The 16,196-nt window shown below is 31.5% G+C and carries 15 protein-coding genes and 1 other annotated feature; of the genes, 1 reads left to right on the forward strand and 14 read right to left on the reverse strand.

The annotated features are described in order from the left end of the window. Positions 1-60: 60 nt before the first annotated feature. From CLOST_RS07590 to CLOST_RS07655, 14 genes are all read right to left on the reverse strand, one after another. The gene (locus tag CLOST_RS07590) at positions 61-321 is read right to left on the reverse strand and encodes a DUF1292 domain-containing protein (protein WP_013361699.1); all 261 of its coding nucleotides are present in this window, start codon (positions 319-321) and stop codon (positions 61-63) included. A 15-nt stretch (positions 322-336) separates the two neighbouring features. Beyond that, positions 337-756 (reverse strand): Holliday junction resolvase RuvX, encoded by a 420-nt coding sequence (gene ruvX / locus CLOST_RS07595; protein ID WP_013361700.1) that lies wholly within the window; start codon positions 754-756, stop codon positions 337-339. 12 nt (positions 757-768) lie between these two features. After that, positions 769-1,719 carry an aldo/keto reductase gene (locus CLOST_RS07600; protein WP_013361701.1) on the reverse strand — a complete coding sequence of 317 codons (951 nt, stop codon included), beginning with the start codon at positions 1,717-1,719 and terminating at the stop codon, positions 769-771. 11 nt (positions 1,720-1,730) lie between these two features. Beyond that, positions 1,731-3,899, reverse strand: a complete 2,169-nt coding sequence (locus CLOST_RS07605; protein WP_013361702.1) for a hypothetical protein — start codon at positions 3,897-3,899, stop codon at positions 1,731-1,733. Positions 3,900-3,903: 4 nt separating this feature from the next. Next, positions 3,904-4,164 carry an IreB family regulatory phosphoprotein gene (locus CLOST_RS07610; protein WP_013361703.1) on the reverse strand — a complete coding sequence of 87 codons (261 nt, stop codon included), beginning with the start codon at positions 4,162-4,164 and terminating at the stop codon, positions 3,904-3,906. Positions 4,165-4,274: 110 nt separating this feature from the next. Then, complete coding sequence (gene alaS / locus CLOST_RS07615) at positions 4,275-6,923, reverse strand: alanine--tRNA ligase (RefSeq protein WP_013361704.1); 2,649 nt, start codon at positions 6,921-6,923, stop codon at positions 4,275-4,277. A gap of 126 nt (positions 6,924-7,049) precedes the next feature. Further along, positions 7,050-7,250: a binding site (T-box leader), on the reverse strand. Positions 7,251-7,303: 53 nt separating this feature from the next. After that, positions 7,304-7,744, reverse strand: coding sequence for a Fe-S cluster assembly scaffold protein NifU (nifU, locus tag CLOST_RS07620; protein ID WP_041487150.1), 441 nt, complete (start codon positions 7,742-7,744; stop codon positions 7,304-7,306). Next, positions 7,737-8,933, reverse strand: a complete 1,197-nt coding sequence (gene nifS / locus CLOST_RS07625; RefSeq protein ID WP_013361707.1) for a cysteine desulfurase NifS — start codon at positions 8,931-8,933, stop codon at positions 7,737-7,739. Before nifS ends, nifU begins: the two co-directional genes overlap by 8 nt. Positions 8,934-8,936: 3 nt before the next feature. Next, complete coding sequence (locus CLOST_RS07630; RefSeq protein ID WP_013361708.1) at positions 8,937-9,383, reverse strand: RrF2 family transcriptional regulator; 447 nt, start codon at positions 9,381-9,383, stop codon at positions 8,937-8,939. A gap of 94 nt (positions 9,384-9,477) precedes the next feature. Beyond that, complete coding sequence (locus CLOST_RS07635) at positions 9,478-10,734, reverse strand: replication-associated recombination protein A (RefSeq protein WP_013361709.1); 1,257 nt, start codon at positions 10,732-10,734, stop codon at positions 9,478-9,480. 174 nt (positions 10,735-10,908) lie between these two features. After that, positions 10,909-11,688 (reverse strand): GTP-sensing pleiotropic transcriptional regulator CodY, encoded by a 780-nt coding sequence (codY, locus tag CLOST_RS07640; protein WP_013361710.1) that lies wholly within the window; start codon positions 11,686-11,688, stop codon positions 10,909-10,911. Positions 11,689-11,847: 159 nt separating this feature from the next. Continuing rightward, entirely contained in the window at positions 11,848-13,902 is a 2,055-nt protein-coding gene (gene topA, locus CLOST_RS07645) for a type I DNA topoisomerase (protein WP_013361711.1), read from the reverse strand. Positions 13,903-14,165: 263 nt separating this feature from the next. Continuing rightward, on the reverse strand, positions 14,166-15,236 hold the full coding sequence (dprA, locus tag CLOST_RS07650) for a DNA-processing protein DprA (protein ID WP_013361712.1): 1,071 nt from the start codon (positions 15,234-15,236) through the stop codon (positions 14,166-14,168). Between the two features lie 50 nt (positions 15,237-15,286). Continuing rightward, positions 15,287-15,748, reverse strand: coding sequence for a magnesium chelatase subunit ChlI family protein (locus tag CLOST_RS07655; RefSeq protein WP_041487151.1), 462 nt, complete (start codon positions 15,746-15,748; stop codon positions 15,287-15,289). Between CLOST_RS07655 and CLOST_RS07660 the strand changes: the two genes are divergently transcribed. Further along, positions 15,736-16,185, forward strand: coding sequence for a helix-turn-helix domain-containing protein (locus CLOST_RS07660; RefSeq protein ID WP_013361714.1), 450 nt, complete (start codon positions 15,736-15,738; stop codon positions 16,183-16,185). The genes CLOST_RS07655 and CLOST_RS07660 overlap by 13 nt on opposite strands. The last annotated feature ends 11 nt before the right edge of the window (positions 16,186-16,196 follow it).

The following is a 16,196-nucleotide window of genomic DNA, read 5'->3' on the forward strand; positions in this document are numbered from 1 at the left end:
TAATAACATCTATCAATTAATATTATAACAGTTTGTTAATAAAAGTCAACAAGCTACTATTTATTCATTAATCAGTGTTTCATAAACTTCCACTACCATCTCGTACTCTTCATCATCTTCAATTGGAATTAATGACATTTCGTCCTCATCATCGTATTCTATACGAAATATATAAGCTTCATCTTCTTCAGTTTCCTCAACTGGCGCAAGTATAGCGTAATCATGCTCATTCGCTTCTATGCTCATTACAAGCTCAAATTCAACTTCATTTCCCTCTTCATCAATCAGCGTGATAATATCATTGTTAATTTCATTATTCATAATAAACCTCCAAAATTATTTTTTGCTATCTAAATAGCCCTGTAATATATGTACAGCTGCTGCTGTATCAATCAACTTTTTTTCTTTTGCTTTAGCTAGCTTCATATGACTTAAGCTTTGCCTAGCCATTTTACTAGTCAATCTTTCGTCACAATATATTATTTCTATATTACTATTAGTTTTTTCTAAAAGCAACTGTGAAAAATCTCTAGTTCTTTTAGCTTGTATACCTTCACTTGAATCCATATTCTTAGGTAATCCTACAACCACTTGCTTTATATCTTCTTTTTGTATGATTTCAGCTATCTCATTTATTGCTTCTTTAGTAGATTTTCTAGTTAAAGTATATAGTGGCTGTGCCATCATCCCAAGCAAATCACTAACAGCAATTCCAATTCTTTTATCTCCTATATCAAGACCTAAAATTCTTCTCATCAACTACCCCTTCTAGATTATTTTTATGCAAAATTCCTTACATCTAGGAGCACAGTAAGAACATAAAACGCATCTTTCTTTATCTACTACAGCCTTTCCATTTATAACACTAATAGCATTTTGCTTACATACCTTTTCACATTCCCTGCATCCAATACACCAATCGGAAATTATTAGCTGTCTATTTTGAGCTCTTAGATTTTCTTTGAGCTTTTCTGGAATGATTTCGTTACTGAATCTCATAAAATTCGCATCAATCTCAAATGTAGATTGCATTCCAATGGCTATAGAATCGATCTCATCAACTGATAAAACATAATCTAAAGCCTCATCGTAATTTTTAATAAGATTGCCTCCACCTAATGGCTTCATCGAGTAAATTCCCACACCTTTATTCCTTGCAATTTTGATTGCTGAAAGCATCTCTGAAGCGCTTCCATCCAATATTCCAATTCCACTTTTATTAAAAAGTGGATGAATTACATCGATAAAATCATATTTTAGAGAAGCAAGTACGCAATTAACGCTATGAGTGGATACCCCAAATGATCTGATGTATCCCTTTTCTTTAGCCCTAATAAAAAATTCTGTAGCCTCCATATGCCCTCTTAAGGTATGCTCACTTTCTTGTTCGTGAAGTAAAAATCCATCAATATAGTCAGTGTTTAGTTCTTTTAGAGCTTTAGCTAGACTATATTCTGCAGTTTTAGAATCATAGGCATAGGATTTTGTAAATATGCTTACAGAATCTCTAGGTCTATTTATTAGGGATTCTTTAATTTGAGCATAGTTTTCATAAAGCTCTGCAGTATCTAAAAAATTTATTCCTTTATCATATGCATAAGATAAAAGATTTGCTCCTTCCCTCACAGAATAATTTTTCTGAAGAGGACCTAATGTAAGGGTTCCAAAACACATTTTAGAAACCTTAATTCCACTTTTTCCTAAAATATTATACTCCATAAATTTACCTTCTATTTTTTCAAGAAATTAATATCATCACTGTTATTTAATAAGAGCACTAGCATAGGCACAACAACATAGCTTATGCTTGTCGCTGCAGCTACAACACCAGAATCATTAACCATAAATCCAACTACACTTCCCACCAATATAGCTATCCATCCATTAGCTATATATGGATGCTTTTGACATAGCTTTTTTAGCACTCCAAATGGCTTATAAAATAGCATAACCATAAGTATTATCGCTAGAATAAGTACCCTACTCCACATTGAAGCTGAAATAAGCTGTATATTCATAGATATTTTACGTATGATTATTTGCAGTATTGCTGATGGTCCAGTATTTATTATATTGAGTATGGTGTTCGCTAAATGGCTTCTATTTTCGTTGTTAAAATCCATCCATGCCATAAAAGATACAATTAAAACTATTGCCACAAAAATTCCTATAATTTTTTTTATATCAATTTTAACGCCATTGGATTTTAATATTAAAAATAAAAATGCTGCAGATATAGTAATTGTTCCTCCTACGTTTGCTCCCATCATTGGATTTCCCATTATAAATACAACTGCTAATGCAAAAGGTACTAAAATGATATTTTTAAATCCAAATTTTTCAAAGACTATACTAATTGTTATAAGTGAAGCTCCAACTAAAACTCCCATATATTCATTACCTATCCCATAAAACCTAGCTCCTATAATTGGATCATATCCAAGCAAAGAGTTTTTTATTAGAAATTGATTAAATACAGCCATATCAAGTAAGAGAATTATGGTTGTAAGTCCACTTAAAATAGCTATAGTATTTAAATCATTTTTTATTAATTTTGAAATTATAGCATAGCCAACTGTTAGAAATAGTAAGCCTATGATAAGAGAATAAATTACATCAGCAAAATTAAAAATAGGGATTATTAAAATCACTAGTGGGATTAATAAAGTAATTCTAAGAATAAATTTCACTGCTCTTATAACTATCTTAGGAACTTTAGCATAAAATAATCCAATTATCAAAGTCAAAATCCATACACACATTTCAAAAACTGCGTAAGTGTAAAGTACTGGAATTCTTACACTTGAAAGAGAAACTATTTTTTGATTCTCTGCTTCTAAAAAAGTCCACGGGTTTTCATATTGCTTTTCAACTATGGTCTTTCCAGAAATCTCAGGATTAATTAATTCGAATCTATTATTTATATATGCTGAGATATCTATATTTGATATAACTCCATCTCTTCTTGTAGATGCCGAGGTTAATACTCCTAAACCTTCTTCATTCTCATTCAAAATATAAACCGGAGATAGTCTATATCCTTCTTTGTAATTTTCTAAGCTTGGAAAAGGACTTACAACCATGAGCGAATCATTTTTAGAAAGCTCATTTTCTACATTTGATATAAAGGAATCTAGTCTATTAATGAGCGTACCTTTATATTCTTCATAGGCAGAATCTGTCATCATTTTTTTATATTCATCTAGTCTATAGCTATCACCTAGCTCTATAACTACAATATCTGATGACTTATATTGCTCTCTAAATAAATTTAACATTTTATCATAGTCAGTTCTAATGCTATATGGCGCTTCATAATCTACTATATTAATATCATCTATGTTTCCAGAATTTATTCTTCCAAAAGTATCCATGGCTATAGAACCAGAAAAAAGAAGAGGTTCTTCTTTGTCTGAATTACCAATAACTGATATTTTTAAATTATTTTTGTTTGCAATTTCACCTAGGTTTCCTGGTATAGCTCCATAATCAGATTCAGAATTGGTCTGAATTAAGGTGTTTATATTCAAATTTGAAATTTTGCTCGGCTCTTTTTTTGTCGTAAACTTATAATGGTTCGATTTTGCTACATCTGAATAATCAAAAAAAGTCAAGTCCCTATTCAATACATAAGATTTTCTTCCCCATCCTATGCTTGCATAAGAACTTGCATCATTTGTACCCTTTGCACCTCTGATATTCATCAATCCGATATAGCCTTGGTTAGATTCTCCAACAGAGTCAATTGATTTGAAATCTTCTAAATCAAGCCTGTTTGCTGTTATAATAATTAGCTTTTCATTTTTATGTGCTTTGTTTTCAGCATAAACTAAGCTTTGAGCAAATACTTGAATTAAAAAAACTAACAATATAATACTAATTATCTTTTTATTTTTCATAAAATTATTTTCCCTCTAGATATTCCCTAATTATAGTTTCTAGTAATTCGTCTCTTTCATACTTTCTTATTATCGTTCTGGCATTTTTATGACTAGTTATATAAGTTGGATCTCCAGAAAGCATATATCCTACAAGCTGATTTACGGGATTGTAGCCTTTTTCTTTCAATGCTTCATATACAAAATTAACTACTTCCTTTTCGTCCATTTTCTCTTCGTCTTTTTTATGCTCAAACTTCATAGTAAAATCCATATTATCGTTCATTATTTCTCCTCCTTTACAACTATCTATGTTAGTTATGATATTATATAAAACAAATTAAATCAAGTATAAAGGAGCCAGAAAGGCTCCTTTATACTCTAAAATCCATTTAATTAAGAATTTATGAAAGTTTTTAATATCGTCTCAGATTGCTTCATAGCCTCGCCTAATTTTGAGATATCTTTACCACCAGCTTGAGCCATATTAGGTTTTCCACCTCCACCGCCGCCTGTTAGTGAAGACACTTCTTTTATGAATTTTCCAGCATGAACACCTTTTTGAAGTGCACCTTTTGATACCATACAAACAAACGAAATTTTATTTTCAAAATAGCTGCTTAGTAGTACAACAGAATTTTCTATTTTATCAATTACATTTTCTGCTACATTTCTAAGTGTTTCATCATCTAAATCTTCAAATGAGCTATATACATATTTAATACCATCAATATCTTTAGCTCCCTCTAAAATTTCATTAATCTGATTCTTTGCAATTTCTGATTTTAGCTTTGAAAGTTCTTTTTGAGCTGTCTTATAATCTTCAATAGTTTGAGATAATTTAATTACTAGGTTGTCTTCATTTGATTTTACTAAAGATTTTATCTCATCAAGAACAGCTTCTTTTTCCAATAAATATTGATATACATTACTTCCAGTAATTGCTTCAATTCTTCTTACTCCAGAAGCAATTCCAGATTCAGAAAGAATTTTAAACATACCGATATCAGAAGAATTGCTTACATGCGTTCCTCCGCAAAGCTCAGTAGAAAATTCTCCTACAGAAACAACTCTTACATTATCTTCATACTTCTCATCAAATAAAGCCATAGCACCAGATTTTTTTGCTTCTTCTATATTCATTACTTCTACTTTAACTGGATAAGCTTTAAATATAGCTTCATTCACCATATTTTCAATTTGACTTAACTGCTCAGAAGTAATAGGTTCAAAATGAGTAAAATCGAATCTTAATCTAGTATCAGAAACCAAAGAGCCTGCTTGATGTATGTGAGCACCTAGTACTTGTCTTAAAGCTTTATGCAAAAGATGAGTACAAGTATGGTTTCTTTGAGTAGACTTTCTTAGCTTTTCATCGACTACTAATTCACATTTATCCGAAAGTTTAGCTTCTCCTGATACAACTTCTACTCTATGGATAAATAGTCCATTATGAGATTTTTGGACATCCTTGACTTCAGCCACAAAATTTTCACTTTTTACAATCCCTTTATCAGCTACTTGTCCACCTGATTCTGCATAAAATGGAGTTTTTTCAAAAACCAGTTCTCCTGCTTGCCCCTCTGATAAGATATCTATTTTCTGGTTATCAAATATGATATCTTTAATTTGAGCCGATGCTTCAAGCTCATTATATCCAATAAATTCATTTTTTTCGATAGAAAAAGTAAGTGTGTCAGCAGTTTCCTTCCATCCCTCTACACCTTTATCTGTCCTTGCAGAGCGAGCTCTTTCTTTTTGCTTTTGCATTTCAGCTTTGAATCCATCCTCATCAACCTTTAGTCCATACTCCTCAACGATTTCCAATGTCAATTCTATAGGGAAGCCATAAGTGTCGTATAATCTAAATGCGTCTTCACCACTTAAAACATCTTTAGATTCTGACTTAATTTTATCCATATACTCTTTTAAAATAACCATCCCTTGATCCAAGGTTTCTGAAAATTTTTCTTCTTCAACGGTTAATATTTTTTTGATATACTCTTTTTTCTCCACTAAATCTGGATATGCCTCGCCATAATTTTCTATTACAGTTTCCATAAGCTTAACTAGAAAGTTATTTTTTATTCCTAATAATCTTCCATGTCTTGCAGCTCTTCTTATTAACCTTCTTAACACATAGCCTCTACCTTCATTCGAAGGAAGAACTCCATCTGAAATCAAGAAAGTCACTGCTCTAGAATGGTCAGTAATCAATCTAATGGAAACATCTGTTTCAGTTGATTTTCCATATTCTTTGCCTGATAACTCGCATACATTGTCTCTGATGCTTTTCATAGTGTCTATATCAAAAATACTATCTACACCCTGCATGATGCATGCCATTCTTTCTAATCCCATACCAGTATCAATATTTGGATTTGGAAGTGGGTTATAGTTTCCATCTTCATCTTTATTAAACTGAGTAAAAACTAAATTCCAAAATTCTAAGAATCTATCGCAGTCACATCCTGGTTTACAATCAGGGTCAGAACATCCAAATTCTTTTCCTCTATCTATATATATTTCTGAGCACGGACCACAAGGACCTGTTCCTGTTCCTATCTCCCAAAAATTATCTTCTTTTCCAAGTCGAACAATTCTTTCTTTAGGAACATTTATATCCTTTTCCCATATATCAAAGGCCTCATCATCTTCTAAATACACTGTAACCCATAAATCATCTGGATTTAGCTCTAAATCTTTTGTAACAAACTCCCACGCCCATGCAATAGCTTCTTTTTTGAAATAATCTCCAAAAGAAAAATTTCCAAGCATTTCAAAAAAAGTAGCATGTCTAGCAGTTTTTCCAACATTTTCGATATCTCCTGTTCTAACACACTTTTGGCAGGTAGCCATTCTCTTATTAGGCGGAGTCTCTAGCCCCATAAAATAATTTTTCATTGGAGCCATGCCTGCATTTATAAGCAAAAGACTTTTATCATTTTCTGGTACTAAAGAAAAGCTACTTCTAGAATAATGATCTTTCGAACGAAAAAAACTTAAATACTTTTCTCTAATCTCATTTACTCCTAAATTCTTCACTGTATAACCTCCTCAACAAATATAATAAACTTAATTTCTAAATTTCAAATTTTATAATGACTTAATATAGGTGTTCACTTACATTTACTACAATTAAAAACCTCGTTCCTATGATAACTATTATATCACAGGGACGAGGTTAAATCGCGGTACCACCCTAATTGCCAATTGGCCACTTAATCTAACTGTAACGTAGTTAACGTGACTATTTATTAGACAGTCAGGCTCAAAGGCAGCTTCAAGTAATAATAACCTAGGGACTTTCAGCATATATCCCCTCTCTGTAAGGCAATTAAGCTACTTTACTATTCTTATCATAGCCGTTTGGTATTAAAATTATATTGATACAATTATATAGTCTTAGACTACAAAAATCAATATTAATCTTCTTCTATATCATCATGATGATCGTGATCATCATCAAACTCAACATCAGTTAATCCTTCAATAGTTAAATTATTCTTTAGCGCATAGTCTTGAAGAGCTTTCTTTATTGCTTGCTCTGCTAAAACTGAGCAGTGCATTTTTACTGGAGGAAGACCATCCAAAGCTTCTGCAACTGCTTTGTTTGTTAAATTTAAAGCTTCTTGAACAGTCTTGCCTTTAATCATTTCTGTAGCCATGCTAGAGCTTGCTATGGCTGAGCCACATCCATAAGTTTTAAATTTTACATCCTGAATCACATTATCTTCTACTTTAAGATATATTTTCATTATATCTCCACATTTGGCATTTCCAACTTCTCCAACACCATCTGCACCTTCAATTTCTCCAACATTTCTAGGATTTGTAAAATGGTCCATAACTTTATCGCTATACATTAACTGATTCTCCCTTCAAAAAATCTTCATATAATGGTGACATTTTTCTAAGTCTATCGATAATCGGCGGAAGCTTCTCAATTACGTAATCAACTTCCTCTTCCGTTGTAAAATCTGATAAGCTAAGTCGTAAAGATCCATGAGCTATCTCATGAGTAAGTCCAAGTGCCATAAGCACATGAGAAGGGTCAAGTGAACCAGATGTACAAGCTGAACCACTCGAGCCTGCTATACCAACTAAATCTAAGCTCAGAAGCAAAGCCTCACCTTCTATAAACTTAAAACAAAAACTTGCAGTTCCAGGTAGTCTACTTTCTCTACTTCCTGTTACAATAGTATGAGGTATTTCATTTAAAATTCCATTCATAAGTCTTTCTCTTAAATTAGTAAGCTTAGAAATATGACTCTCCAAATTATCATTTGCGATTTCACAAGCTTTTCCAAGACCTATAATTCCAGGTACGTTTTCTGTTCCAGCTCTTTTTTTACGCTCCTGCGCTCCACCATGGATTAAGTTATCTAGCTTAACTCCATTTTTAATATAAAGAGCACCTATTCCTTTAGGCCCATAAATTTTATGAGCTGAAAGTGATAGCATATCTATATTAAGTTCTTTTACATCAATTTTTATATTCCCAACTGCCTGTACTGCATCTGTATGGAAAACAATCCCTTTATCTTTACAAATTTGGCCGATTTCTCTTATAGGCTGAATTGTTCCAATTTCATTGTTGGCAAACATTATGCTAACTAAAATTGTATCATCTCTAAGATTACTTTTAAAATTATCTAAATCTACTAAGCCATCCTTGTTTACATCTAAATAAGTTATTTGAAATCCATGCTCTTTTTCTAAGTATTCACAAGTGTGAAGCACAGCATGGTGCTCAATTTTAGTTGTTATTATATGCTTACCTTTATTCATCAATTTAAAAGCTGCACCTTTTATTGCCCAGTTATCCGATTCCGATCCACCTGCAGTAAAATATATTTCATTACTTGCAGCCCCTAATAACTTTGCTACTTTTTCTCTAGCTTCATCTACAGGTTTTCTAACCTCTCTGCCAAAGAAATGTATACTAGATGGGTTTCCATAATTATTTGTAAAGTAAGGTATCATAGCATCTAGAACTTCTTTTTTTACCGGAGTAGTCGCTGCATTGTCAAGATAAACTCTTTTTTGCTCCATAAATCACATCTCCTTAAAATTATTTTTGCTACTTTTTAGTTTATGATCTAAAACCATATCTTTTAACGTTACAGAATCTATAACACTATCTACACTATCTTTAATTCTTTGCCAAACTACTTTGGTAACACAAAAGTCAGAGTTCTCGCAATCAGCATCTTCTTCTAAAACACAATCAGATGGAGCCATAGGTCCTTCTAAAGCTCTAAGTACTTGACCTACTGTGATTTGTGAGGACGGCTTGCTAAGATAATAACCACCTTGAGCTCCTCTTACACTTTTTACTAAACCTGATTTTTTTAATATAGCAAAGATTTGTTCTAAGTACTGCTCTGAAAGTCCATTCTTGTCTGCAATATACTTTAATGAAAGTGGAAGATTTTCCTCTTCCTTTAGCGCTAATTCAAAAATGGCTTTAAGTCCATATCTTCCTTTCGTTGATAGTTTCACGTTTATAACCTCTTTTCACAATTCCTAGTCATTTACTATGAATTAATTTTATTATAGCTTAGTGTCTTTTCTTTGTCAATCAAAAGACAATCAATTATTTTTTAATATCTTTCCAATAATTTTTAATGCTCGTTTCGAATTTATTTTTTTGCGATTGGTAATATACCCTAGTTTTTATTGCGTCAGGTAGATATTGTTGCACCACATAATTATTCTCAAAATTGTGCGGATACTTATAATCTATTCCTCTATCCAAATTCTGCGCTCCTAAATAATGTGCATCCTTTAAATGAATAGGTATATCCCCAACTGAAAACTTTTCTAAATCATCCATAGCGCTATCAATTGCTTTAATAACTGAATTGGATTTAGGTGATGTTGCTAATAATATAACTGCTTGGGCAAGAGGTATCCTAGCTTCTGGAAATCCTAAATGAAGAGCACTATCAACGCAGCTTTTTATTATAGTTATAGCATTAGGATAAGCTAGCCCAATATCCTCTGAAGCAATCACAAGCAATCTTCTGCAAATAGATTTCAAGTCACCTGATTTAATAAGCCTAGCTAAATAGTGAAGTGAGGCATCTGTATCGCTACCCCTTATTGATTTTTGGAATGCGCTTAAAATATCGTAGTGACTATCTCCACTTATATCATACATAAGCTGCTTTGATATATTTAACTTCTTCAAAAGTTCAATACTAATATTGATTTCATTTTCATCTTCATATAACTGTAAAATAAGTTCTATTAAATTGACTGCTTTTCTCATATCCCCATCTGCATAATGAGCAATATTATCTAATGCAATATCATCTATCTTAATTTTGTAAGTGTCATTTTTTAAAGATGCAATAAGAACTTGCACCCCTTTTTTTATATCTTTATGCTCTAAGGCTTTAAACTCAAGCACAAAGCATCTACTGAGTAGCGCTTTATATACATAGTGATATGGATTTTCAGTGGTGCTAGCTATAAGAACAATGTCCCCTTTTTCAATATAATCTAAAAGAATTTGTTGCTGTTTTTTATTAAAATTTTGTATTTCATCTATATATATAATCTCTTTACTGTCAAGAGTTTGAAGCTTAGAATCCTTTAATATTTCTTTTACTTCTTCTGTTTTAGTATAGGTTGCATTTAACATGTGTATAGATTTATTGCAAGAATTTGCAATAATATTTGCTACACTTGTTTTTCCGACTCCAGGCGGGCCATAAAATATCATATTTGGTATGATATTATTCTCTATAGCCCGATAGAGTACTCCGTCAGTCCCTGTCAAATGTTCTTGTCCAACTATTTCATCAATTTTTTTAGGTCTTACGATATCTGCCAGTGGTTTTTTCATAAAAATAACTCCTTGTAATAATAATATAAATTATTATAACTCCTTTAATATGATTATGGATAAAATTAAGTATTTGAATAATAAACTAAACGATTAATCAATCAAATATAATTTGCTAATCCTTATACAATTTTATACATAAAAAAACCCGGACAAATAGCCGGGTTGTAATTACTAGTGCTTATTCTTTTTAAGTTCATCTAGCAGTTTGTCATTTAGGATTTTAATGTGAGTACCCTTCATTCCAAGAGAACGTGATTCAATTACCCCAGCACTTTCAAACTTTCTAAGTGCATTTACTATAACAGAACGAGTAATCCCAACTCTATCAGCTATTTTACTAGCAACTAGAAGTCCTTCATCGCCATTAAGTTCATTAAAGATGTGCTCAACAGCTTCAAGCTCTGAGTATGATAATGTATTTATAGCCATTTGAACTACGGCTTTGCTTCTCATTTCATCTTCTAATTCTTCGCTTCTAGCTCTTAGAATTTCTAGGCCAACAACAGTTGCACTATATTCAGCAAGTATCAAATCCTCATCAGAAAACTTACTTTCATATCTTGATAAAATAAGAGTTCCTAGTCTTTGTCCACTTCCCATTATAGGTACAATTGTTGCATATTTCTCATAGCTTTTTACGTCATCTTTAAAAACCTCTAAAAGCTTTTCTTGAGTTAAATTTGATATAGTTTCAAATATGCGATTAACTGATTCAATATAACTATCTGGTAGTCTTTCTTCTCCTGTTTTTTCATCAATAATAGTTGAACTGTCTGACATATGAGTGAGTTCAACACCAAGAGCCTTTCCTTTAGAACTTACAATATATACATTGGCATTTAAAACGTCTTTTAATGTTTTGCTAAGCTCCGTAAATGATACTGGGTTTGAACCTGAGTTTTGAAGAATCTTATTGATTTTTCTTGTTTTTTCTAATAATAAGCTTGACATCTTATTCTCTCCTTTTTGTTTCTACACATTTATTATATTTATAAATTTATTGTTTTTAGAGAATTTAGTATTATTTTTTGAATTTTTTAAATTTTCTAAAGTATTTCAATACCACAAAAAATAATATCACAACTTATAAAAATATTCAAGCTTTTTTACCTATTTTTCATAATCGCACTCTTTGTTTGAACATTTTATTTTTTCAGTGGTTTTAGTTTTAGATAAAACCAAGAAAGAATCACATTTAGGACACTTTTCTCCATTTGGTCTATCCCATGAAACAAATCTGCACTTTGGGAAAGAAGAACATCCATAAAAAATTCTTCCTTTTTTTGTTTTTCTAATTATTACATCTCCATCACTACATTCTGGACATTTGATTCCGATTCTCTCAAGTATAGGCTTAGTTCCCTTGCATTCAGGATAGTTTTTGCATGCTATAAATTTGCCAAATCTTCCAAATTTAATTACCATTTCAGATCCACATATATCACAAATTTCATCAGTTTTTTCTTCCAAAATAACCTTTTCTATATTTTCAACAGCTTTTTCTATAGATTCTTCTAGAGGAGAATAAAAATCTTTAACTATATTTTGCCATTCAATTTCTCCATCTTCTATCTTATCTAAATTGTTTTCCATATCAGCTGTAAATGTATAATCAACGATTTCTTTGAAATTCTCACTCATTATTTCTGTTACTATAAATCCTAGCTCCGTAGGAATCAAGCTATTGCTTTTTTTTTCTACATAATCTCTTTGCAGTATAGTTGAAATCGTTGGTGCGTAAGTACTAGGTCTTCCTATTCCTAGCTCCTCTAAAGTTTTTACAAGGCTAGCCTCACTATATCTTGCAGGCGGCTGAGTAAAATGTTGTTTTGGATCTATCTTTTTTACAGGAAAAACACTTGCTTCTTTCATGTCTGGTAAAATAGTCTCCTCTTGTGAGCTAAAACTATATACTTTCATAAAACCATCGAATTTCAGCTTTGAACCATTTGTTTTAAAAATATATTTGTCGATTGATGCACTTATATTCTGGGAATCATATATTGCATCTGCCATCATTGTTGCGATAAATCGTTCCCAGATTAATTTATATAGTTTAAACTGTTCCTTAGAAAGCGAGTCTTCTATATCTTCTGGTGCTAAATCTACATAAGAAGGTCTAATACATTCATGAGCATCTTGAATTTTCTTTTTTGATTTAGAATTATTCTGATACTTCTTAAAATAGTCTTTTCCATATTTATCATTAATATAGTTTTTTGCATTTTCTTGAGCTTCATCCGATATTCTAAAGGAATCAGTTCTAATATATGTTATAAGCCCAAGGCTTCCCTTGCCTTTTATATCTACCCCTTCATAAAGTTGCTGAGCTACTATCATTGTCTTTTTTGTAGTAAACGACAGTTTGCCTGATGCTTCCTGCTGGAGTGAGCTTGTAGTAAAAGGCTTTGGCGCGCTTCTTTTTCTTTCTTTTTTTTCTACAGCTTTTACCACTAGATCTTTGTTTTTTATTGATTTTAAAATTAAGTCTACTTCATCTTTACTATGCAATTCTATTTTACCTTTTTCATCACCATAAAACTTAAAGTCTACTTTATTTTTCTTGTCGATTTGAGTAATTGCATCAATAGACCAATACTCTTCAGGTTCAAACGCATTAATTTCATTTTCTCTATCACAAATCAGCTTTGTTGTAACAGACTGAACTCTACCAGCACTTAAGCCCTTTCTTATTTTAGCCCATAAAATCGGGCTGATTTTGTAACCCACTAATCTATCTACTACTCTTCTAGCTTGCTGAGCATCTACAAGAGGTCTGTCTATTTTCCTAGGATGCTTGATAGCTTTTTTTATTGCATCTTTTGTTATTTCATTGAATTCAATTCTTATAGGTTCTTCTTCATTTAGTCCTAATAGATAAGCAAGATGCCATGAAATAGCCTCTCCCTCTCTATCGGGGTCAGTTGCTAGATATACCTTATCAGATTTTTTTGCTTGTTTTTTTAATTCATTTACTACGCTTCCTTTTCCCCTTATTGTGATGTACTGTGGTTCAAAATCATTTTCTACATCAACACCCAATTTGCTTTTTGGCAAATCTCGAATATGTCCTACAGAAGCCTTAACCGTATAGTTTTTGCCTAGAAATTTTCCAATTGTCTTAGCTTTCGCAGGTGATTCTACGATAACCAAATTTTTTCCCATTATTTCACCTCAAATATTTTATCTGATTGCTTATATATAATATGAATAAAACAATTTGCTTTAAAAAACGATACGAATCTATTTATATATTTAAAATTCAATTTTGTCAAATAAAAACAAATTTGATTCATATACTAACCTTAACCTTAATTAGCTGTAATAAGCATTAGAGCTATAATATTATATTTTTTTTAAAAGATAATATTCTGAATTTTGAATGCTTTATGGATTATATATTAAATAATGAATTATTTCAATACACATTATGTTTTTATACTTGCTATATGCCCATCATAATTAATGAATGACTTTATATCCAAGATATTGAGAATTCCTGTTACATCTTTAATATTTAATGAAGTATGAATTGATATCATATCAGCAGTACATATTCCCTTACTTTGAATACAACCATATATAGTTCTTTCTATCTCAGAAAGAGAGCTCATATCTTTACTGCCTGTCACCGCATTTCCATAATCCATTCCATAAGCTTCTAAAACATCATTTACACAGGTTACTAATTGTGCGCCTTGCTTTATTAGGTTGTTTGTACCAATACTAGAAAGAGAGTCAATGCTTCCTGGTACTGCAAAAATATTTTTACCCTGCTCCAATCCAAAATCCGCAGTAATGAGTGTTCCACTTTTCATTCCAGCTTCAATTATCAATATTCCATCTGACAACCCACTTACAATTCTATTTCTGAAAGCAAAATTAGCAGGAATAATAGGGCTTAAATCAGAATACTCACTTATCACCAATCCTCCTGAATCAATCACACTTTGCATCAACTTAGCATTGGTTTTAGGGTATGGCTTTGTTATCGATGAGCCTAGTACGCATATAGTTTTTCCATCACTTTCCAAGGCTCCTTGGTGAGCATATTTATCAATGCCAGAGGCCATTCCGCTAATTACACAAAATCCATTAAAAGCCAGTTCTTTTGAGAATTTATTTGCCGCCCATATTCCATAATTTGATGGTTTTCTCGTTCCTACTATAGCTATTGATAGATTCCCGACATTATCTAAATTTCCCTTGTAATATAAGAGTCTTGGGGCTTGTGCTATCTCTCTTAGCTTTTGAGGATATTTATCATCAAAATATGTCAAATAATTTAGATTATGCTTTTCAATATAGTTTTCTATTTGAATAAAATAATCATATTTAGAGGAATATAACTCATTATCAACTATAGATGAATTAATAGAATTGTTCATTTCTTGAATACTCGGAATCTTATTATCTTCTTCAATAGTAGAATCTATATAAACAAGTCTTTCAATCGAGAGTTTCTTAAATAATGATAAAAATAACTTTTTTCGGCTCATAGTCAATCCTTTCAGTGAAAATTTTGAAAATTTCGTATTTTAAAATCATTCTAATCCCAATACTTATGAAATGTTTTCCGGAAATTCAGAGCTTCTGCTATATGATTTATATTAATTAATTCACTTGAATCCAAATCTGCAATTGTACGAGATACTTTTAAAATCCTATGATAGCTTCTTGCTGTCAAATTACTTTGTTTAAAAGCTGCCTCAAGCAAGTTTTTTGCTTCCTTTGAGAGTATGCAATATTTTGTTATTTGCCTAGAATTCATCTGACTATTGTAATTAATTTTCAAGGATTTAAATCTATTTTTTTGAATTTCAACTGCTTTTTCTACCCTTTTCTTAATTGTAGCTGAGTCCTCCTCATCAATTTCCACTACCAAATCTTCATAAGGAATAGGAGAAGTTTCGACAAAAATATCCATTCTATCCAAAATAGGAGTTGAGGCTCTAGATAGATATGTTTTTATCTTATTATCGTTGCAGCTGCAAGCCTTTGATTGATTCAAAAAATTTCCACAAGGGCATCCGTGCAGTTATCACCCCATATAATGGCCATGAAATAATAACTACTAATAACAATATATATATTATAAGGAAGAAACTCAATCTTGATGTTAAAGATTTTGCTAAATTATGTAATTTATCCGAGGGTGCAATCACAAAAGCAGAAATAAAAAGGTCTCCTCGTATTGATACCATAAAAAAAGTAGCTTACGCTACTAATGAAACAATTTCTTTTGTTGGTGGTTTCGATGGGCTACCTGAGAATACTTTTGCTGAAAAACTATATAAAGCTATTAAATACCATGGGCATAGTTATGAAGAATGCGCTAAAGAATTAAGAGTTGGCAGGGATAGTATTGCTAGATATCTTAATGGTGGATTCCCAAGAACAAAAAGAATACAAGAATCTGTCGAAAAATATATATCTATTATAATGTAGATAAAAATTAG

The sequence above is a fragment of the Acetoanaerobium sticklandii genome (assembly GCF_000196455.1).
Lineage (GTDB): Bacteria > Bacillota > Clostridia > Peptostreptococcales > Filifactoraceae > Acetoanaerobium > Acetoanaerobium sticklandii.

Excerpts from the sequence above, each read along its gene's own strand:
- CLOST_RS07590 (WP_013361699.1), bottom strand. The coding sequence starts at position 321 with ATGAATAATGAAATTAACAATGATATTATCACGCTGATTGATGAAGAG.
- ruvX (WP_013361700.1), bottom strand. The coding sequence starts at position 756 with ATGAGAAGAATTTTAGGTCTTGATATAGGAGATAAAAGAATTGGAATT.
- CLOST_RS07600 (WP_013361701.1), bottom strand. The coding sequence starts at position 1,719 with ATGGAGTATAATATTTTAGGAAAAAGTGGAATTAAGGTTTCTAAAATG.
- CLOST_RS07605 (WP_013361702.1), bottom strand. The coding sequence starts at position 3,899 with ATGAAAAATAAAAAGATAATTAGTATTATATTGTTAGTTTTTTTAATT.
- CLOST_RS07610 (WP_013361703.1), bottom strand. The coding sequence starts at position 4,164 with ATGAACGATAATATGGATTTTACTATGAAGTTTGAGCATAAAAAAGAC.
- nifU (WP_041487150.1), bottom strand. The coding sequence starts at position 7,744 with ATGTATAGCGATAAAGTTATGGACCATTTTACAAATCCTAGAAATGTT.
- nifS (WP_013361707.1), bottom strand. The coding sequence starts at position 8,933 with ATGGAGCAAAAAAGAGTTTATCTTGACAATGCAGCGACTACTCCGGTA.
- CLOST_RS07635 (WP_013361709.1), bottom strand. The coding sequence starts at position 10,734 with ATGAAAAAACCACTGGCAGATATCGTAAGACCTAAAAAAATTGATGAA.
- codY (WP_013361710.1), bottom strand. The coding sequence starts at position 11,688 with ATGTCAAGCTTATTATTAGAAAAAACAAGAAAAATCAATAAGATTCTT.
- topA (WP_013361711.1), bottom strand. The coding sequence starts at position 13,902 with ATGGGAAAAAATTTGGTTATCGTAGAATCACCTGCGAAAGCTAAGACA.
- dprA (WP_013361712.1), bottom strand. The coding sequence starts at position 15,236 with ATGAGCCGAAAAAAGTTATTTTTATCATTATTTAAGAAACTCTCGATT.